Source organism: Shewanella sp. MMG014 (assembly GCF_018100775.1).
GTDB lineage: Bacteria > Pseudomonadota > Gammaproteobacteria > Enterobacterales > Shewanellaceae > Shewanella > Shewanella japonica.
In genome coordinates, this window is the sequence record NZ_JAGJDZ010000007.1 from 209,657 (window position 1) to 230,837 (window position 21,181).

At 42.3% G+C, this 21,181-nt stretch carries 17 protein-coding genes; all 17 read right to left on the bottom strand.

Translation table 11 applies throughout. The features are described from left to right. Positions 1-66: 66 nt before the first annotated feature. The 17 genes from J8L86_RS13195 to J8L86_RS13275 all read right to left on the bottom strand — a co-directional run bounded on the left by J8L86_RS13195 (position 67) and on the right by J8L86_RS13275 (position 21,180). Positions 67-906: a carbon-nitrogen hydrolase family protein gene (locus J8L86_RS13195; protein ID WP_065109640.1), complete on the bottom strand. Its 840-nt coding sequence runs from the start codon at positions 904-906 to the stop codon at positions 67-69. Continuing rightward, on the bottom strand, positions 830-5,224 hold the full coding sequence (locus J8L86_RS13200) for a YhdP family protein (protein ID WP_211030756.1): 4,395 nt from the start codon (positions 5,222-5,224) through the stop codon (positions 830-832). Before J8L86_RS13200 ends, J8L86_RS13195 begins: the two co-directional genes overlap by 77 nt. Then, positions 5,224-6,714, bottom strand: a complete 1,491-nt coding sequence (rng, locus tag J8L86_RS13205; protein ID WP_055022904.1) for a ribonuclease G — start codon at positions 6,712-6,714, stop codon at positions 5,224-5,226. The genes J8L86_RS13200 and rng overlap by 1 nt, the downstream gene beginning before the upstream one ends. An 88-nt stretch (positions 6,715-6,802) precedes the next feature. Continuing rightward, a complete protein-coding gene (locus tag J8L86_RS13210; RefSeq protein ID WP_211030758.1) occupies positions 6,803-7,396 on the bottom strand; it encodes a Maf family protein in 594 nt (197 codons plus the stop codon). Position 7,397: 1 nt separating this feature from the next. Then, positions 7,398-7,886, bottom strand: a complete 489-nt coding sequence (mreD, locus tag J8L86_RS13215) for a rod shape-determining protein MreD (protein ID WP_055022906.1) — start codon at positions 7,884-7,886, stop codon at positions 7,398-7,400. Continuing rightward, positions 7,883-8,779, bottom strand: coding sequence for a rod shape-determining protein MreC (gene mreC / locus J8L86_RS13220; RefSeq protein ID WP_080914742.1), 897 nt, complete (start codon positions 8,777-8,779; stop codon positions 7,883-7,885). The genes mreD and mreC overlap by 4 nt, the downstream gene beginning before the upstream one ends. 63 nt (positions 8,780-8,842) lie before the next feature. Beyond that, a complete protein-coding gene (locus J8L86_RS13225) occupies positions 8,843-9,892 on the bottom strand; it encodes a rod shape-determining protein (protein ID WP_055022908.1) in 1,050 nt (349 codons plus the stop codon). 292 nt (positions 9,893-10,184) lie between these two features. Continuing rightward, positions 10,185-14,819 (bottom strand): DUF6701 domain-containing protein, encoded by a 4,635-nt coding sequence (locus J8L86_RS13230; RefSeq protein ID WP_348772656.1) that lies wholly within the window; start codon positions 14,817-14,819, stop codon positions 10,185-10,187. Further along, a complete protein-coding gene (locus J8L86_RS13235) occupies positions 14,809-15,288 on the bottom strand; it encodes an MSHA biogenesis protein MshP (RefSeq protein ID WP_211030760.1) in 480 nt (159 codons plus the stop codon). Before J8L86_RS13235 ends, J8L86_RS13230 begins: the two co-directional genes overlap by 11 nt. Then, positions 15,278-16,135: a type II secretion system protein gene (locus J8L86_RS13240; protein ID WP_211030761.1), complete on the bottom strand. Its 858-nt coding sequence runs from the start codon at positions 16,133-16,135 to the stop codon at positions 15,278-15,280. Before J8L86_RS13240 ends, J8L86_RS13235 begins: the two co-directional genes overlap by 11 nt. Next, the gene (locus J8L86_RS13245) at positions 16,135-16,638 is read right to left on the bottom strand and encodes a type II secretion system protein (protein WP_065109633.1); all 504 of its coding nucleotides are present in this window, start codon (positions 16,636-16,638) and stop codon (positions 16,135-16,137) included. Before J8L86_RS13245 ends, J8L86_RS13240 begins: the two co-directional genes overlap by 1 nt. Next, a complete protein-coding gene (locus tag J8L86_RS13250) occupies positions 16,628-17,125 on the bottom strand; it encodes a prepilin-type N-terminal cleavage/methylation domain-containing protein (RefSeq protein ID WP_065109632.1) in 498 nt (165 codons plus the stop codon). The genes J8L86_RS13245 and J8L86_RS13250 overlap by 11 nt, the downstream gene beginning before the upstream one ends. Positions 17,126-17,315: 190 nt before the next feature. After that, positions 17,316-17,804, bottom strand: coding sequence for a type II secretion system protein (locus J8L86_RS21285; protein ID WP_065109631.1), 489 nt, complete (start codon positions 17,802-17,804; stop codon positions 17,316-17,318). Positions 17,805-18,006: 202 nt separating this feature from the next. Next, complete coding sequence (locus J8L86_RS13260; RefSeq protein ID WP_211030762.1) at positions 18,007-18,513, bottom strand: prepilin-type N-terminal cleavage/methylation domain-containing protein; 507 nt, start codon at positions 18,511-18,513, stop codon at positions 18,007-18,009. A 177-nt stretch (positions 18,514-18,690) separates the two neighbouring features. Next, positions 18,691-19,296, bottom strand: a complete 606-nt coding sequence (locus J8L86_RS13265) for a prepilin-type N-terminal cleavage/methylation domain-containing protein (RefSeq protein WP_055022915.1) — start codon at positions 19,294-19,296, stop codon at positions 18,691-18,693. Between the two features lie 137 nt (positions 19,297-19,433). Continuing rightward, positions 19,434-19,958 (bottom strand): hypothetical protein, encoded by a 525-nt coding sequence (locus J8L86_RS13270; protein ID WP_065109630.1) that lies wholly within the window; start codon positions 19,956-19,958, stop codon positions 19,434-19,436. A gap of 7 nt (positions 19,959-19,965) precedes the next feature. After that, complete coding sequence (locus J8L86_RS13275; RefSeq protein WP_055022917.1) at positions 19,966-21,180, bottom strand: type II secretion system F family protein; 1,215 nt, start codon at positions 21,178-21,180, stop codon at positions 19,966-19,968. Position 21,181: the final 1 nt, after the last annotated feature.

Sequence of the window (21,181 nt, forward strand, 5' to 3'; positions counted from 1 at the left end):
GTAAAAATGTAATTCATCAATCGCAACAGCGATGTTTCATTTATCTTTCTGACTTTAATACTTTGATTAAAGTGCTGTCGTTAGCACGGGTAAATTAAAACGGTTGTGCTCCACGACTGGAATTTGTTGTCTAATATCGTTTAGTTGTTGTCGGTCTATCTGACCTTGCACCCAACCTGTTCCCGTTTTTCGTTCGGCGACAATGTGACCCCAAGGATCAACAATCATACTCTGCCCCCAAGTTTCTCGGCTGCCTTGATTATGTTTGCCCCATTGATCAGCTGCCAGAATGTAACATTGACTTTCAATCGCTCTAGCTTGCACTAACACTTGCCAATGAGCTTCACCTGTCACTTTAGTAAACGCTGATGGCAGAGCAATAATATCAGCACCTGCAGCTCGTAAAGCACGGAATAAATCGGCAAATCTTACGTCATAACAAATAGCTAAACCCACTTTACCAAACGGGGTATCGATAACACTAATACGATCGCCAGGACAAAAAGTATCACTTTCACGATATGAGCGTGTACTGTCGGCAACGTCGACATCGAATAAGTGTAACTTATCATAACTGCCTAAGGTATCACCTGCATCATCAAATAAATAACTTCGGCTATATACCCGTCCATCATTCGCTAAAATAGGAATGGTTCCAGCCACCATATACACTCGATGATGTTTAGCCAATGCAGCTAAAGCCTGTTTCAGCTCACTGGTTTTATCATCTCCAGCGACTGATAACTGTTGCTGTTCATGACCACCAAATAACAAACTACATTCTGGTAATACAACGAGCTGAGGCTGATTTTCTTGCCTTGGAAGTTGACTAAGCTGCTCGTCGATAAAAGCTAAGTTGGCTTGAACATCCCTGCTGCTCTGACATTGCAGTAAGTTGACTTGCATTAGCGCCTCCTTGGCTTTGACGTTGCTGGTAATCAACAAATGATATCGGACTGCTACCCTCCCCTTTAGGAGCGTTATCGGAATCAGTCTCGGTTTGAGTATTGCTGTTAATAATGATGTTATCGCTGTTTTTGCTGCTATCCGCCTCGATACTGATTGCAGGTACATTGGAACTGTCTGGTACAGTCATCTCAGTTACAGTTTGAGTGCCAGAGTCATTGACATCTAATCGCTCACTCGCCTGTTGCAATTGGTCTTGTTGAGCACCTTGCAGATTGCTTTGTGGCTCAGTTTCCACTTTTTCGCGAGGTAAAATTGATTCAGGGATTTCGATTTCTTTACTCTTACGCTCTAACTCTTCTAGCAAAGGATCATTCATTGTACCGCCTAATCTGAAACGAATTTCAGAAATAACTTCAATGACTGGCTCCAATACTTTTGTGAGTGCAAAGGCGCCTAAGCCTAATGTCCAAGCGCTGGTACTTAATAGCACTACAGTTGGGACGCTCGAGGCTAATTGCGGAATAAAGCGAATATCGTAATTCAAACTTTGAGTGGTTAAGTCAGTATAGCCTCGTACTTTCATGTTGCCTGCTATCGCATCCATTTCTGTATCTGTGGTTTTTACGACGCCATTATCAATATCCAATGAGCCACCAAAAGAGTCGAAATATAACCCCTTGCCAAACACATCAGAGAAGTCTAACGAGAGTTTTCTCACTAACGAGTCCAAACTAAACAAGGAGAAAATACGAGCACCTTTATCGCTCACTTCAGATAAATACCCTTTACCCAAATCAAAGCGTAATTTGCCGTTTAAGGTTTCTAATGAGAATTCATACGGCGCACCTTGCCATGAAAACTCTCCCACCATATCCACAGGCGCATCTTTAAGACCAGGACTGATGCCTAACGCTTCAGATAACGCATCAAACTTGCTGGCTTTTACATTGACATCAAACGTGGTCATGCTTTTTCCTGCGGCGAACGTCCAATCTCCAGAGGCTTGCAGGCTGACTATTGGCCTCGTTAAGGTCAACGTTTGGAAGCGGTAGCCATTCTCATACGGTATTCCTTGTAGCACAAGGTGGCCTAAACGCGTTTTATATAAACCAAAATCATCTACATCAACTGCAAGTGGCGGTAAATTATCGAGTAAATTGCCTGGGGTAAATTCGGCATCTTCTGGCGCTTTCACATTAGGTGCTAAATGCAATTTACTGGCAACAATTTTAAGGCCTTGCTCGCGCCAACTTGGATAAAAATCAATATTACCCACCATCTGCTCTGATTCAATATCGAAGCGCCATACATGCTGAAGCGGCTTGGCTGTAAACGATAATTGCTCAAAGTTTTGACTTAAAATATTCAATGAACCAATTTGGGCATTGATTAAGGTTAACGGCGGGAAAAAGCTCACCTTGTCATCAAGGTCAGTAAGGTTAACTACTGGCTCTGATTCAACGTTTACTGAAGAAGATTGATTAGCCAGTTCAGCAATTGGCTCAATGTTTGACGTTTTAGCAGTATTATCAGGGGCAGTTTGCGCAGTTTCATCATTGACGACTATTGATTCTTTATCTACGATAACATCGATACTGGAAGTCACTTTATCAGTAAATTTACTGATAAGAGGTAGCCATGTGGTCAACTCAGCTTCTGGTAAGTCAATTTGAATGTGACCTTGGTTTTTAACGAGCTTATCACCCAGTTTAAAATGACGGCCGAGTAACAGATCATAATGTGCGAGGTAGTCACCACTTTGCTCATTAAACCCGCCCCAAAACTCAGCTTCTTTGCCTAACTTGATCCCTAAGGAAGACTGCTTGTTATCACCAATTAATTCAGCACGCAGCATTCTAGGTTCGTCGGCTGCTTTAGTAAAAGGAGCTGGTAAGGACAATGCTGTGCCTGTGAGATCTGAATTTAATTGTACTTGTAAACGATAACCAAGCGGATCAAAAATCATCGTTAACCCACCATCCCAATCTAGGCTTCCTGAATAATAATCAGATAATGGATTATCAATGTAATTCGGTAAATTATCTAAGTCCCATTGGCCGTTCAAATCGACGCTTAAAGCAAGATCACCGCTATTCGTTTGCTCTGTTGCAAAACTAAACTGCAATGGTTGCTCAAATAAATCTGCCGCGATTTCTTGACCACTCACTTCAGCATTAATAAATTCGACAGCGCCGCTCACACTGTTTAAATGCAGCCCGGGAGAGGTGATATATACGGCATTATTATCGAAGGTTATCACGCCTTTATTGTTCGCTTTCGCGCCATCATAAAGCGGAATGGTTAAATCTAAATCACTCACAATGTCACCAGAGATTTGCACAACATTGAGTGTTGAGCCCACTGAAGTTTTAAGCGGTGAATTATCAATAACGGCTTTGGCAGCATCAGCATCTGCGCTAACCTCAGCTTCAATTCTTAAGGTCGTTTCTTTACCCATATAAGGAATATAAACGTGTGCACCGTCGGCATCCACATCCAATAACTTCCCTTTGTTAACAACAATATCCATTGCCGCATTTTCAAATAATGCATAAAGGCTTAACGCTTCAACTGCTGGCCAATCGGGTTGAAACAAAAATGCACCATCATTTAAATTAAAACCTGCTTGAAAGATGCCAGAATGATCTTGATATGGAAACTGATTAAGTTGACCGTGCCAGACAATTTCAGCGTCAGGAATTTGGCCTTTTTTAAGCGATCCATTTAGATAATCTACCAAGTTATCGCTCATCGCATCTAACGGAAAATAACGACCCGCATGTTCAACATTATTGATGGCTAAGTTAGCATTTAAGGCAAGGTGTGCTTGCTCTAATAAATCCAGTTGCATTGATGCAGCGAGATCGATATCGGCATTGCTAAAGTGAACATGAGGTAATATCAGGCGCGACTTATCGACGTTATATTGAACTTGAAATGCATCACCTTTAAGCGCAAGCGGAGCTTCAAACCCATCTTGAAAATCAAGTTGATAATCTTGTGCTGGGAACTCAGCATTGACTAAGCCATTGGCCCAAGAAAAGCGTAAATCAATTGGGGCACTACCGGGTACTCCCTCTGTAGCAGACCACTTGAGTTGGTTAATTTCGGTTTTGAGTAAGAATGGTTTCCCTGACTCTTTAAGTAATTGCAGCGGCCCAATAACGCCACTTGGTGACAACTCTTGCCATTGAGCCACGCCCTTTTCTCCCATTTTAGGAAATAAAGGGAGCAATGGCGTGAGCACTTCAGGCGCAATTTCATTTACGCTAACCGATAAGTCACTGTAGTTAGTTTTCAGTGATAAATTAAGCTCAGGCCATGGAACACCATTGGTCGAAAAGTCTAAATCATGGCTTGTAACTTGCCAGCCATTGTCATTTGGTTGCCACTTTAACGCACCGCCATTAATCGCAAACTTTTGCAGTTGTTCATTATTTTGCTGATCAGATGTATTCCACTGCAACCAGCTTGGTTCGAACATCAACAAGCCTGTATTGATAGTTCGATGCTCTATACCTAGCCAAGCTTTAAGATTTACAACACCTTCAAATTCAATACTATCTAATTTTAATAAAGGGTCATGTTGACGTGAAGCCCACTCACCTAGATCTAATGATTCAGCAGAGAGATAAATTTGACCCACTAATTCATCAGGTTTGTAACCATCGCCAGTGACATCAATTCTGAGAGCCAATAATTCACTTGCTGACGCTTCTGAATCCAAATGCATAAAGCCTTTCGCTTGGTGAAGGCCTGGTTGGTTATGCCACATCAAATTACTGATAAATATTGGTCTAAAATCATGGCTATGACTTAGCAACTGTAACGTACCGTCACTGATAGAAAAATATTCAAGCTGCTCAAGTAACAAGGCATATAACCAATCTAAATTGGTACTCGCATCCTCATCGCTTTTCGAACTAGAAAGCTCATCTACATTTAACGCAACATGGATACCATCAAATTTTACGGTTTCAATTTTAGGGGACAGAGTGAGTAATGTTTGCCAAAAATCGAGTTTTAAGTGCACTTTGTTGGCGATTAAGGTCACAGGTAGCGATGGCTGTGGGGGAATAACGAGATTATTAACCGTTAATGCAGGTCCAAACGCTTGCCACTCGGCACTGAGTTTACCCACTTGAACTTCAATCTGATATTGCTCTTTGAGGTAATTCACCACTTCGTATCGCGCTTCAGGAAGCTGAGGTATTAATCCTCGGATGAGACTCACCGCTAGCGCAAATAGTACCAGTACTACGGCTACAAATTGGAACAAAAAACGACACACTTTTACGGTTTTACTTTTGGGCACTACACCATCACCACGTCATACTTATTTTGAGTATATAAAGTCTCGTTTTGCAGGCGGATCTGTTTGCCAATATACACTTCTAATTCTGCTAATAAGTGGCCTTCTTCAGTACTTAAACTTTTGAATACCGCCGGTGAACAGTACAGCAAAAACTCATCTGCTGCGTATGCTCGATTTAATCTAATAATCTCTCTGAATATCTCATATGAAACCGTTTCAACCGTTTTCATTGAGCCTGTACCTTGGCACGCAGGGCACTCACCGCACACCACATGCTCTAAACTTTCACGGGTACGTTTACGGGTCATTTCAACTAAGCCTAAGCCTGAAAAACCACTTACACTCGTTTTAACACGATCGGTTGCTAACGCTGCTGTTAAGCTGTCTAACACCCGCTTTTTATGATCATCATTCATCATGTCGATAAAATCGATAATGATGATGCCACCTAAATTTCGCAGCCGTAATTGTCGAGCAATAGCTTGAGTTGCTTCTAGATTGGTATTAAAAATGGTTTCGGCAAGGTTTCTATGGCCAACAAAAGCGCCAGTATTAATATCAACCGTTGTCATGGCCTCTGTTTGATCGATAATCAAATAACCACCCGACTTCAGTTCTACTTTACGACCTAATGCACGCTGAATTTCATTTTCTACATCGTACAGTTCAAAAATAGGAGAAGGGCCAGCGTAATGCTCAATTTTGTCTGCGATTTCTGGCATGAACTCTTGAGCAAACCCTTGAAGTTCTGCAAAAGTACGTCTTGAGTCGACTTGAATATGATCAAGCTCCTCACCGACAAAGTCTCGAATAATACGCACTTGAAGCGCTAAATCTTGATACAGGAGAGTGGCACCTTTACGTTTACGGCGTTCGCTCACTTTCGCCCAAACACGACGTAAAAATGCAGCATCTTGGGCTAACTCATCATCACCCACTCCCTCCGCTGCGGTGCGAATAATAAAGCCACCATCTTCATCGACATAGGGTTCGGTAATTTTCTTTAGGCGAGCACGTTCTGTTTCTTCTTCAATACGTTGAGACACGCCAACATGACTTGAGCCTGGCATAAAGACGAGATATCGAGAAGGAAGAGTTATATCTGTGGTTAAACGAGCACCTTTGGTGCCAAGGGGATCTTTAACCACTTGAACCATAATGTCTTGGCCTTGGCGCACGAGCTCAGCAATATCACGCACCACGAAATTGCCTTTTTCTACATCGGCAACACATTCAGTATGCGGCACAATATCTGATGCGTGTAAAAAGGCAGCTTTTTCGAGTCCGATATCAACGAATGCGGCCTGCATACCCGGTAATACTCGGCTGATTTTACCTTTATAAATATTACCAACTAAGCCACGTTTCATTCGGCGTTCTATATGAACTTCTTGTAAAACGCCATGCTCAACAAGTGCAACTCTGGCTTCTGTTGGCGTAACGTTAATCAGTAATTCAGATCCTTTTTTGCGCTGTGCTTTTGTGTGCATAAGCCACCTGTTTAACGCCGCGCTTCAAGGATAATGTATTACCAGCAAAAATGGGTGTGGTAACATTCACATGTTGGCGAACGAAAGATTAAGTTAATTCAATTTGATTCATTTCATGGAGCAGTTCGCGCGTTTCTACTAACGGCAATCCTACGACGGCAGAATAACTCCCCTTGATCGATTGTACGAAACAACCACCTAGCCCTTGTATGCCATATGCACCGGCTTTATCCATAGGTTCTTCGGTGTTGATATACGCATCGATAGCCTCTGCTGATATCTCGCAAAATGTCACTCGAGTCTGGCATAAACGAGTCAGCGTTATTGCACCGTTGGTCACCGCTACTGCCGTCATAACTTGATGAGTTTGACCCGATAACAAGGTTAACATGCGCTTTGCATCGATAATGTTTTCAGGCTTACCTAAAATTTCCTCGCCCATAACGACAATAGTATCTGAACCCAACACTTTCACAGCTGGCTCATCATTGCATAAGGTCAAACCCACTCTGGCTTTTTCTTTAGCTAAACGGACAACAAACTCGGCAGCAGGTTCATTATCGTGGTGCGACTCATCAATATCTGGTGCCACTTGCCTAAAAGTAAAATCTGGCTCTGTAAAAGCTGCTTCAGCAAAAAGCGCTTTACGTCTTGGCGAAGTCGAAGCGAGAACCCATCCCATATTAACGGACCTTATATCGGCGACGAATATTTCGCAAAACCCAAAATACCCACCACCACATGAAAATACTGGACACTGCAGGCAAAAACATTGACCAATCAAATGCCACGCCGTTCACTACAAACTCAACCCAGTAAATAATAAAATGATACAGGCAAATAAAAATAGCGACCAAAATAGACTGCTGCCAGCGAGTAAAATTACGTAATCGTTGTGATTGCATTACAATCACATAAATCACAATCGAAAAAGCAAGTGAACGAATACCTAAGGTTGCACCTAGTAGCACATCCAGTAATACTCCTAATACCCAAGCTGTTAAAATACTATAGCGATGTGGCAATGCCATTGCCCAATAGATCATTACCATCAATAACCAATCAGGACGCCACGCCTCGACGATTTTGGGTAACGGCATAATCTGAAACATCATGCCAATAAATATGGTCACTAGCACGACAAAGCGGCCATTGGCGATATGCGCACTCATTGGCTTACCTCATCTTCCGCTGATTCAATATCAAGTTCAGCCTCGTTCACCATGGTAGCAGGATCAACTTGCTCTTGTGTGCCATCATCAGGCCATATGAGCAACACATAACGGATCCTATCAAGTGCCGCTAATGGCTGAGCTGAAACAACCGAATAACTTTGCCCAGCATCCCGTGAAATTGTCATCACTCGTGCGACAGGATAGCCTTCTGGAAAACGATTCCCAAGTCCTGATGTAACCAGTAAATCACCAACTACGATATCGGTACTTTTGGCAACATGTCGCAATTCAATTTCGTCGATATCCCCAGTGCCTTGTGCTACGGCGCGAACATCATTACGGGTAATTCGAACAGGGATCCCATGAGTAGGATCAGTTACTAATAACACCCGACTCGTCAGCTCGCTGACTTCAATCACCTGTCCAACAACCCCTTGGGCATCAACGACAGACTGGCCGACAAAAACCCCTGTACGTGCACCGTGATTTAACACGACATAATGCCTGAAGGGATCACTTGCCACTTCCATGACTTCTGCAACCACTTTTCGAGCATCCATATGCACTGGAGAGCCGAGTAACGCCCGAAGGCGTTCGTTTTCTTGACGTAAATGTTCAAAGCGCTGTAATCGCTCAGACATCATAAGTTGTTGACGCAATAATTCTTTATTTTGCATCGCCAACATATTTCGCGTAGCGATGGAGTCAGCTGACCAATCCAACAATAAACCGGGGACATTCGCTAAATATTGTAAGGGACTTAAAACTGAGGAAATGGACTGACGAATGGGATCTAGACGATCATTGGCGATAAGCAACACCACCGACAAAAATATTGCCAGTGTTAATCTAAATTGTTGCGATATACCACGAACAAAAATGGGTTTCATAATATGTAGGCGGTGACACTCTTAACATACTTGTCAGAATAAACACCGCCGTTGTTTCGCTCTTTAGTTCTCTTCAGAGAATAAGTCACCACCGTGCATGTCGATCATCTCAAGGGCTTTACCGCCACCTCGAGCAACACACGTTAATGGATCATCAGCAACCATGACAGGAATGCCAGTTTCTTGCATTAATAAACGATCTAAATCGCGTAATAATGCACCACCACCTGTCAGCACCATGCCACGCTCTGAAATATCAGAAGCCAGTTCTGGCGGAGACTGCTCTAATGCAACCATAACAGCACTTACAATACCTGATAAAGGCTCTTGCAGTGCCTCTAAAATTTCATTGCTGTTCAAAGTGAAACTTCTTGGAACACCTTCTGCAAGGTTACGACCACGAACTTCAATTTCAAGCACTTCATCACCTGGATAAGCAGTACCGATGGTATGTTTAATACGCTCTGCGGTTGCTTCACCAATCAAGCTGCCGTAATTACGACGAACGTAGTTGATAATGGCGTCATCAAATTTATCACCACCAATACGCACTGATGATGAATACACCACACCGTTGAGCGAGATAATCGCAACTTCAGTTGTACCACCACCGATATCAACGACCATTGAACCAGTCGCTTCTGAAACAGGTAAGCCTGCACCAATCGCCGCAGCCATTGGTTCTTCAATTAGGTAAACTTCACGTGCACCAGCACCCATGGCTGATTCACGGATCGCACGGCGCTCAACTTGGGTTGCACCTACCGGTACACACACAAGCACACGTGGACTTGGACGGAAAAAGCTATTGTTATGCACTTGCTTGATGAAATGCTGCAGCATTTTCTCTGTCACATAAAAGTCAGCGATAACACCGTCTTTCATTGGACGAATAGCTTGAATATTGCCAGGTGTACGACCTAGCATTTGCTTTGCATCTGTTCCCACAGCAGCTACTGATTTTTGTCCGCTACTGCCACGTTCGCCACGGATGGCTACCACCGATGGTTCGTTTAACACGATACCTTCGTCACGAACGTAAATTAATGTATTTGCCGTACCTAAATCGATCGATAGGTCGTTTGAAAAAACTCCACGCAGCTTTTTGAACATGTATCTAGCCTGTATTCTGTAACATCAGAAAAAAGAAAAATCAGGTAACTTTATCAATGCCACTGGTTTTCCACAAGACCGAACAGGTTAACAATCGCTAATCTAGGTGTTTTTTTTACAATAATGCTAAATTAATCCATCAGCGCAGAAAAACACCAACTATTCGAGCAAAAAAACAGCAGCATGTTTAAGGCAATCTAGTGTCAAAAAAACGCGCTTTCAACATTTTTTGACATAGTGAACGACCTCACGCTCAATACTGACTCATAACCACTCGGCTTCTACTTGCCTATTAACGTTTTTCACGCCAATAGATAATTCGATCGTGACCACGATAACGGCCAAAATAAGCACTGGCTCTTGGATCATATAATGTCGTCGTTGAAGCATTATCCCAGTTCCAATACCACTGTAACCATTCAGGCACGATAAGTGGTGCTGTGACTTGCCCACGATAGTCAGCAGCAGTTCCAGTAATAACCGCATTCCAAAGTAAGGTAAATTCACCTGCAGCGAACATCGAAGATTGCCCAGTTCTAACAATGGTTTGCCCAGATGTTAAACTAGGCTCGAATTGATAGCCTAATACTGAATCATCGACTTGTGTAGCTAAGGCAGGTGTCACCGTGGAGCAGTTATCCAGAATATTCACACTCCAATCAGCGCCGTCCCAATACTCTGCACGAGTGGGCATTTGCAAGGTATCATTTTCTGCACCATAGGTATTATCCATCACCACTCGACCATGTCGAAAACGTTGGGTTGTGATTTGCTTAGCATCGCAATTGCCACCACAGCTACCAGCAGTAGCAGCATTCATGTCAGGATCTGCCACAAAGCTATTATCGCCATCGTTATCGACCATAACCACACCGATATCCATATCTTCAAATGGCCCATCTTTATTAGGGGCAGCCAATCGGGATAAGCTGGCCATGTAACTGCTATCAACTGTGGCCACTCCAGCACTCCATGAACTAGCAGATACTGGTAAAGCACTTAAACGATTTCGCTTATCATCACCATCATCACTGTTTTCCCCGACCAATATCGCCGTGGCAAAAGCAAAGTCGCCTTGATAGTTTTCCGTGACATCTGAGCCAATGTTAAATGCAGAAATATTCATCGCCATTGAAAAAGGCTGATCCATATAATTAAATACAGTACACGCTGGTAATACGCTAACACCACTAATCGCAAACCTATCGGGTATAAAGCGGCCTATATTACCTGAGCTCGCCAATGGAATATCATAAAAGCTCGAGCCTGAATAACTTGAATCTGACTTAACGGTAAACTCAAATACACCCACTTCACTGATTGATTGAGTAATCGTGTTGCTGTTATTTGCTGCTGCAAGATGATCATAACTGCTTAAGCCAATATCACCTTCGATACCTGGAGATGGTGCTACAAGGGAACTTGCGAGTGTCATTCCTGCATGAGCATAATTTGGTGTTGCAAGGTTATCGCAATAATCGCTATCTCCATCTGACTCCCACGCCATACCTTGAATCGTTAATTCAAACTCTTCGCCCGCTTTTTTATAAACGGCGCAAGTCTGATTTCCGGCAGGACAACTCGCAGCAGCATCAACTGGGCTAACACATAATCCGACAGGGAAGCTGACAAATGTGTCAGCCCCGACCATAACAAGGCCATCCTCATCACCTGTTCCGTCGTATTGCGCGTTAAGTTGGATAGCGCCCGCATCAGGGTAATTTACGTCAATTTCTGCAACACCATTGCTGTCAAAATCCAAATTAATTGGCGTTCGTGTGCCAACACTTGTACCAATACTCGTTGCAGTACCAGCCCCTGTCACAGAGACATTTTGGCCTGAGATAACGGTACTAGGCTCTATATAATCACTCCAGAATCCCACGCTCTTGGTAACATCGGCAAATTGAGGAACACACTCCAGCGTTTCGCTATCTTTCTCTACTGCGGAGATATTTATCATCCCAGTGGGTTTATTCGCTAATTTATCCGGCACATCAAAAATAAAGCCACTATCTGCAAAATTAAACGTACATTGTGCAGCCGTAGGAGTATTACCTGCGATACTACATAAAGTGGTACTGAATGGTTTGGCTCCAGGGGTTGAACCTGTTACATCCACAGTCACTGAACCAGCGGTATTATTTCTTAACTCTAAATTGGTACTTCCACCACTAAAGCTAACGACGTTACCGCCAATCCAGCCGCCACCAGTAGCTATTGTTGCAGGACTCAATGTTGCAGTAACAAAATCCGGAACTGTTTGAGTACAGTCTGCATTCGCACAAGCTTTTAATGTCATGGGCTCTGCATTACAGGTTAAGGCTGCACCAGTATGAGTGAATTCAAAATGGTCAATGACAACCCCTATTGGGTTGGAATCAAGCGCACAAATTTCAACATTATCAATTTCATGGTTATTAGTTGCCCCGCCAGTAGAACCTGTTAATGAAAGTAAAAAATCAGTAGGGACAGCTGACTGATTAGGTTCTAATGCAGCATCAAAAGGAGAAATGAGCATTTCGTAGCCATTGCCAGTGTCACGCTCAACACTGACCATTGATTGGCCAGCGACCTGAGAATCAACGGTTATACGGTAACGATGATTTGCATTTTCATTATTATCAACCGTAGGCGATAAACAACCTCCACTAGGGTTATCTTGCCCATTATTACAGGTACCACGTAGATAATCGTAACCACTAGTCCCCGAACCTGAGCCACGAACTGCTACAGACTGCTGTCTTCTACCAGGTCCACCAGGGCCTCCTTCGGTAGAAAAGTTACCATACTCATCAATACCAAAACCCAACCAACCGCCCGCAAAACCGTCGACATTCGAACGAGCACCGTAGCCTAATGGACCACCATATGAACCAGGCTGAGGAGTAATTGAAGCATCAGATAACACAAAAGCAATACCATCAGCACCACTACCCCCATAGGCATAATGATCAAACTCAATGGTCACTAAGTTTCCTGCGGCAGGGAAAAGTCGCTGATATGTCGAAGACGTAGCCTGATTTCCAGCAGCTTCGGTTATCCGAAGTCGGTTATTCACAATAGAAGGAATAAACCCACCGCGACTTTCAGAAACGACCCAATCATCTCCCACATCACTGCGCTGAAAGTCATCATTAAAACACGTTAACACCTGTTCTTCTTTTTCTAAGGCGATAAAACTATAATTTTCCCATATATGGCGACGATCTGTATCCCGGTAGGTATCTTCATCAACCACCATACTCACCAGTGAATTTGTCAATTGGCAACGCCTTAACCAACCACCATCACCACCACGGCGACTATTTTTTCCTGCGACAAAGATGGGGGGATTAGTAAACCCTTCAAGCGCAGTCGTAAAGCCGCATTGGTAACTTAGGTCTTGAACACTACCTGCGGTAAAAGTCTGCGCTTGTCCGAAATGATAATTGAGGTTTTCACTGTTTAATACAATTGAGCCACTGCCTGATTGCAAGCTCAAATAAGCAACCGTTTCCGCCTGAATCTGATTATTATTTAAATTATCTGGCTGGCACCGACTGTTATTACTCCTGACTTCAGAAGTATCCATCGCTAAACGGATCCCTGTATTGTTAAATTGCGACAAGCTCGTCAACCAACAATCATTTACCTGAGTTTGCAATTGATTCAACACAACATTCTGTGTGCTTGGTAACGCCACATTAACGTATTGACTATTGGAGCCAATCAGAGCGGTATCAAGCTCTACTGTTCCTGCGATAAGCTGAGTACCATTGGATAAATCATGGGTTCCCGCATTCACCGCAACCCAGTGAATTTCTGTCATATCTACAGATTCAACATAACGACTTGCGGGTGACGGAGACTCCTGTTGAGACCAACTAAAACCGGTTGTCGTCGGTGTGCCATCTAAAAATACAGAAGCTGGGCCATCACTATTAGTATTCGTTTGCTCGATAGTCGGCATTAAAAAAACAAGAGGCGTAACACCGTCAGGAAAAGCCGTATCAAAAGTCACGCTACCAGAGGTGGATTTACCATATTGAATATGAAAAGAAACTACTGGTTCAATGGGTTCATTTATCCGTCCATCAGCATTCATGACTAGATACTTTGAAGTGACTCGTCCATTAATATCGCCTGAATTGATGGTAATTCTATTTTCACTATAAACATCTGCATTAATGGTACTCGGAATAGATTGACCATCTAGGTTTTTAGAATTAAGGGTTAGGTCATTATAAGTAATAACCTGTACTCCTGATTCAGCGAGCGAGTTAATTGTTCCACCATTAATTTGAGAACCATTATCAATAAAAATTCTTACTGAACCACTAGTTACTATTTTACTTGGTGCATCTAATTGTAAGGAACCAATCCAATAGTCACCTTCAGGAAAGTTTAGAACTGACCCGCCACCAGCTCGTATAGAGTTAAAGCGGTATTCTGAATTACTACTGGAAAAGGTCACTGTACAATCAGAAAAAAAACTTAACTGATTAAACTGAGTATCACCAGAGTTGCCAAGGGTAATATTATCTCCTGAATTACAAAAACCAATACTGCCTGCAGAGCCATTACTACTTTTAAAGGCTTGATTACCATTCATCTTTAAACCACGAATAGAACTGCCTGAAATTGAACATGCCCTACTTCCGCCAGCTGCAGTATCACAACTGTCATTTGGGACGCTATTCGTGTTAATGGAACAATATGATAAATCAGCACCATTTGTGCCACTGATACTAGAGCCAGAATAAATTGTTAATTGCGGACTATTGATATTATTACAGCCACTTCCGTTATCAGAGTGATGTCCCTGCGCAACAGCAGGCCAAATTGCTGACTCGTCGATATCATCAAAAGCAAAAACATTGAATGAAATAATGAGGAAGTTTATTGCCATAAAGGCTTTTAGTAACTGAAGTTTATTAATTACCACGAGCTTCAACCTCCACTTGACGATTGACCCTTAAACAACTTGTCGTTGCAGCATTACCCGCACAGTCACCTGTTTCACACACAGCATTACTAATAATTTGATATTGTGTTACTCCGTCAACACTAATAGGTGTGCAAGTTACCGTGACACTGCAACCATGAAATCCGACAGAGCTAGGTGGTGTCCAAGTTGAATTAGCGCTACATACACCAACAGCACCAGAGAGCGGAAATAACTTTGCTAGCTCTGCATCTGCAGCACTATTGGCACTAAATAAAGCCCTTGCCCCCCAGACTTCAACGTTCACTGATGCGTCTCCATCCTCAAGCATCCGAATCAAGGTACCTGCTAATAAAAACATCACAATAATGACAAAAACCGCAATAACTAATGCACTGCCTTTTTGCTTGCTCGCACCAAGGTTTACATATTGCTGTGGTTTTCGATTAAGTCGATAGTTATGGGACATTGGTCACCTGCACTTGATGCTGATATTTAAATGTTTCCCCATTCACACTAAAGCGTGGTTCAAGGTGGACTATCGCATTCGTCATTAAATTCTGTTCAGTGACTTTAATCGCCGGTTCAACTAACAAATTATTGGTAATATTTTCAGCCATTAATACCCCAGTTCCCATACTTGATGGCACTGGTTGGCTAATGAAATAACCATAGTTGGCATAACGATATAGATTGACAATCGAAGAATTAATTGCGCTTTCAAAACAATAACTCACAGGCTGATTAGCAAAATAAATTCGCTTAATCGGCGACTCTTCAGCAAATTGAACAGAACTTGAAAACGTTAATGTTATTTTATCAGCGGCAGAGCTGCTTGATTGCACCGCAAAACGTTTATTACGGCTCGCTTGATAGATATCGTTAACGCCGCCTATACTTTCATTCGCTAGAGGATAAACAATCGCAAACACGCCTGACGCGACATTAATATTATTATCAACAATGGTGCCTGTCGTTGATGATGTATCTGGATAAATAGGCAAATCTAAATAGCTACTGCTTGCCTCAATCGGAAGCAATTCAATACACTGAAAAATACCTAAATTGGCCGTCCTAATTCTGACACTGTTGGGAACTGAATTGCGTATATCCCTCGTCATTCTTTCCATAGCAAATCGGCTTTGCCCCAAGACTTGGTCAATCGAGCTCGACTCAACAAAAATACGTGTTCCGAATATGACGAAACTGCTGACCCCAACCACTAAAATCCCCAAAATGATAATAACCGTGACCATTTCAACCAGGGTAAAACCCGCTTGCTTCATCTTCGAATAACGCTTGCCATTTTGCTTCATTAATAATTACTCCTTACCGCTTGGTAAGTAATAACTTCGCTTGAAGGCGTAGTGACATCAATGGTAATCAGCTTTTGCGCTTGACCATTTACGTATTCCACATTGACAGACATCTGATAGCCAATATAAACATCTGCATAGGTCTGGCTAGAATCAAGCATGGTGCTGTTAATGTTGAGTCCGTGATAATCGTCGACATCATTAAAGTCATTGCGATTTTCGCCATTAGGTCCAAGTGTAGAAGAGCAACTGGCACCTAAAGGGGAATTACACGCTGGAATACCGCCATTAGAGTTCGTGTTTTCATCAAAACGTTTACCCCAGATTTCATTCATCACTGAATGAGCAAGTTCAGCAGAGCGAACCCGTGATAATGTATCAACAGCCCGATCAGCCTGTGGCAATAACATCGACGTCAACATCACGATGGCAATACTAAGCACCAGCATGCCAATAACAAGCTCAATTAACGTAAACCCTCCGCCTCGACATTTATAAACCATGAATATATCCCTCGGATTCCATGGCTATAGTGAGGCTTTCATCAGCAACAACGACAAAGCAACTACCAGTACAAGCCAATGTTGAGCGGCCTAAATTATCGAAATCCATGCTAAAGCTGGTACTGGAATTACTCGCAAGCTCAATATACGCACCACCATTAAAGGTTTGCTTTAAATCGGTTCGTATCAGCTGGGCTGGGACACACCCCGCAAACGACGCATTAATGTTATGACTATAGGTTGTTAATTGATAACCGTCTGAATCGACAGTGATGCGATAACACCGATCACTATTATTAAGCGCTTTAATTTGAACCTGCCTCAGTTCACTTATAAATTCATTTCTCAAAGTGTAGGCACTGTAGCTCGATTCAGGTATCAGTTTGGGTATGACGAACACAGCAAGAATCCCTACAATTAAAATCGTAGTGACTAGCTCAATAAGTGAAAAGCCTGAAGCGTATCGTTTACTCTGATTGTGCTGCATCCGAACGGTTAACGCCTTTTATTACATTTTCCTATACACAGTATGGCAAAATATAACATAAACGTCTTGATATCCTTTATTAAAAATACTTTTTAGCAATGATGTTTCAAAGGTAACAACACGACATAGAGGAGAATATTTCAGACAATAAAAAAGGCCTGCATGCAGACCTTTTATTTACAAACGAATGTTAGCAGTCAGCCGCTGTAGGCATAGGTAAAAAACCACCATTACCGTCAGAAATACCACTTGAGAAAGTTGGAGTACTTCCTGATGTTTGCGCTTCGGTATATTCAATATAACAATTAGTTGGTGCATCTTTTTGCTGAATTTTCACCGTACCGCCTGTTCCTGTAATATCCCAGTCGTCAGTAGACATATCAACTGCTTTAATAAGTTCATCGGCATCACCTTCAGCATAGCCAAAAACTGTCACCAAATTACTGCTTGCGCCAATATCAACAGAGCCAGGATCTTTCTTTTCTTCACCAGCTAAAGCCGCTTTTGAATAAACTAAACTATTGGCACTTTGAATAGCAGCTTTCGCACCTTGCAATGTGGAAACTCGAGCATCACCTTGTAAATTGATAAATTTAGGTGCCGCGGTCACAGCCAAGATCCCTAAAATAATGATCACCACGACTAACTCAATAAGTGTAAAACCTTGTTGCTTTTGCATTTGAAAACCTTCACTAAAAAGTAGAACAACGACAGCTCTTGATGACACTATAATTAATGTTCATGAGCATATTCTTTTATCAAGGTAATGTTATCATTCCGTTGATTTATAGTGTGTTACCGACAGCACAAAAGTGTTTTAAAACCTGATATTTAGACACAAAAAAGCCCGCAATAATGCGGGCTTAAATTTTATTTACTTATTAACAATCTGAAGGGTCAGGAATTGCTGTATAAGTTGGAACTGCTGTAGCCGAAGCGGCAGCTGTATAAGTAAAGAAACACGTTGCTGGAGCGCCCACCTGCCAGAAAGTTGCAGGATTTGTTGTGGTATCAACAATCCAATCAGTAGTTAAACCATCAGCAGTAGGATCATCGCCTTCAGCAATACTTACTTCTAATGCATTTTGAAAGTCAGCTAAAACATCTGCAGTTAAATAACCATAATCAGCTGTGACAGTAATAGGAACGGCAACTGTTCCACCAATCCTTACAGTTTCATCATCTCCTTTTTCTTGACCAGCTAAAGCAGCTTTAGAGTAAATTAACGTATTTGCTCCTTGTAAAGAAGCCTTTAAGCCATTCAACGCAGATACACGAGCATCACCTTGAAGGTTAATAAATTTAGGTGCTGCAGTTACCGCTAAAATACCTAAGATGATGATAACGACAACTAACTCAATTAATGTAAAACCTTGTTGCTTTTGCATAATGTAGACCCTTTATTTAAATCAAATATGTGAATTTTGTACATCTGTTCATTTGTAAAATGCCCACTCAACATTCCATATTTTGTGGTTGTTTTTCGAGCCGCTATATTGCGACTTTAATTGTTACTCTTAGTTTGGCAATGTTGAAAACCTTCATTGACAAACAATTAATAAAATCTAGTCATTGCTGAAACTAAGCACTTGCCCAGTACCAGGGTTATATGTCACACCCTTCGCACCTGCAGTAGACAAGTCAGGAGCGGGTGAAGGAACGCCGGAATTTTGATTTAATGTTAAAGACGCTACTTGGTGGTAAACACATAAGTCAATTCCAGTGACGGTTGTGCCATCAATAGACGTGGCTGAACCGCCAACCCCATTTTGCACTCTGACCGTGTAGCGTTGCTCACGAGCATCTTCATTGTAAATCACGTTACGAGGCGCACTTTGTAAAACGTTATTAAACACTTCTTGGCACGTAGCATCTGTCATAGCGGTGACATCAGTATTACTTGTTCCTGTAGGGAAACCAAATCGCGTGTCTAATGACACCACTGTGCCGTCTAAAATAACGGACGTATTGCGGCGACCATCAACTTCCCACTGAGCACGTACAAAGCCAACTGCTGTTGCGAGTCCACCAGCAACACCATCAATACTGGCATTTTGCGCATCTTCAGTAACATTTAAAAAACGTGGTATTGCTGTTGCGGCTAATAAACCGAGAATAACAATAACAATAACCAGCTCGATTAATGAAAAGCCTTGCTGTCTTAATTTCATATCTAAAATACCTATTTTACGCCTTACAAACATTGAATAAACATCTCAGCAGTAAGACCATTGTTACCTAGCTAAAGCTTATATGTAAACAAATTTTAGCATCATTTCTACATTTAAACAGTTGTAATAGTTAAATTTTAATCACTGCCTTCTAAAAAAATCACTCGCCCAGAGCTTGCTTGATAGCTGATGCTGCCACTTTGCTCTGTGGTAAAGCGACAAATTTCTGGCTCTTTTTGATAAAAAACATCAGCTTTAATGTCATGCAAATCACTTGCCATTAGCTGTTGCCATAATGCCCTACAACCTGCTTCATCACTCGAGTTTAATAGCGGCCACCCCTGAGGCGACATCTGAATAATGTTATTTTGAGGCTGAACCTTAACCTCATCAAGCTGTCGATTTGCTGAACCAACACCTGTATCTTCCCAACTGAGTTTAAGTGCGCTGGGCCTGCCCTGGCTTAGCCATTGGCTTTTCACCATAGCCAACACATATAACAGGCGGCTATGCTCAAGCTGTAGCCCCTTTGTTCCAATACTTTCAACACTCGAAAAGTGCTTACTGGCGATAACGGCCATAATAACCAAGACTAAGGTTAACGTAATAATACGCCCGTAGGTTCTTAGGAGATCGCTTTCTGACTTCTGTTGTTTTTGCATTTTGCAATCAACCCTTAACAACGTTCAGCATATCCCACATAGGTAAGTAAATACCTAGTGCTAGGATCAATACGATACATGCTACAAATCCGATTAAAATCGGTTCTAACTTTGCTGTTAAGTTTTTTAAGTCGTAATCAACTTCCCCTTCGTAAAAATCTGCGGCGTCATTCAACAGCTGATCGATTTGCCCAGTTTCCTCACCTACAGCCACCATTTGCAAAACTAACGGAGTAAACAGTCCACTTTGGTTAGATACCCGCAGCATTGATTCACCTGATTCAATACCTCGACGCATTGCCACAATTCGGTCGTGCATATAGCTATTATCAACGGCATCGGCAACCAAGCTTAACGCTTGGGTCATAGGCACACCTGCTCCCAACATCATCGAAAAACTTCGGCAATACCGAGAAAGCGTTGAACGTTCAATAATTGAGCCTACAGCTGGGATATGCAGTTTCCACCGGTCCCATTGTCGCTCACCTTTTTCTGTATGATGCCAATATCTAATCCCAATAATTGCACCAACCACAGCAACTAACATGACATGCCAATAATTTACGAATACATTTGAAGTGGTGATTAAAATTTTTGTTGCCCAAGGTAAGTCAGCGCCAAACCGTGAAAACATATCTGCAAACTTGGGGATGACCATGATATTGAGGATCACCATGGCGATGGTAATCGCAATTAATACAAAAATAGGATAACGCATTGCCGATTTTATTCGACGTCGAGTCTCTTGTTCACGTTCTATATAGCTAGATAATTGAATAAATGCATCTTCCAGCTTACCGGTATTTTCACCCACATGAACCATCGAGATAAACAATGAATCGAACACATCTTGGTGTTGGTTCATTGCCGCAGAAAGGGGCCTACCAGACGTTAATTGCTCTGAGATATCATTTAAAGCATCTTTCATTCGCTGAGAATGCGTGGTTTCAGCTAACCCCGCTATCGCCCGCAGAATTGGAATGCCAGATCGAGTCAATGAATACATCTGTCTGGTAAAAATTTGCAACTCTTCAAGCGAGACTTTGCTTGCAAAAAGGCTACCCAATTTAAATGGCTGAGATTGTTTAACTTCACGCAGCTCAAGGGGAATGATGCCTCGAGACATCAAAGCATCAGCAGCACTACTTTCATTTGCTGATTCAATAAAGGCTTCTACGGCTGCGCCTTGATTATTCCGACCTCGATACCGGTAAGTTGGCATA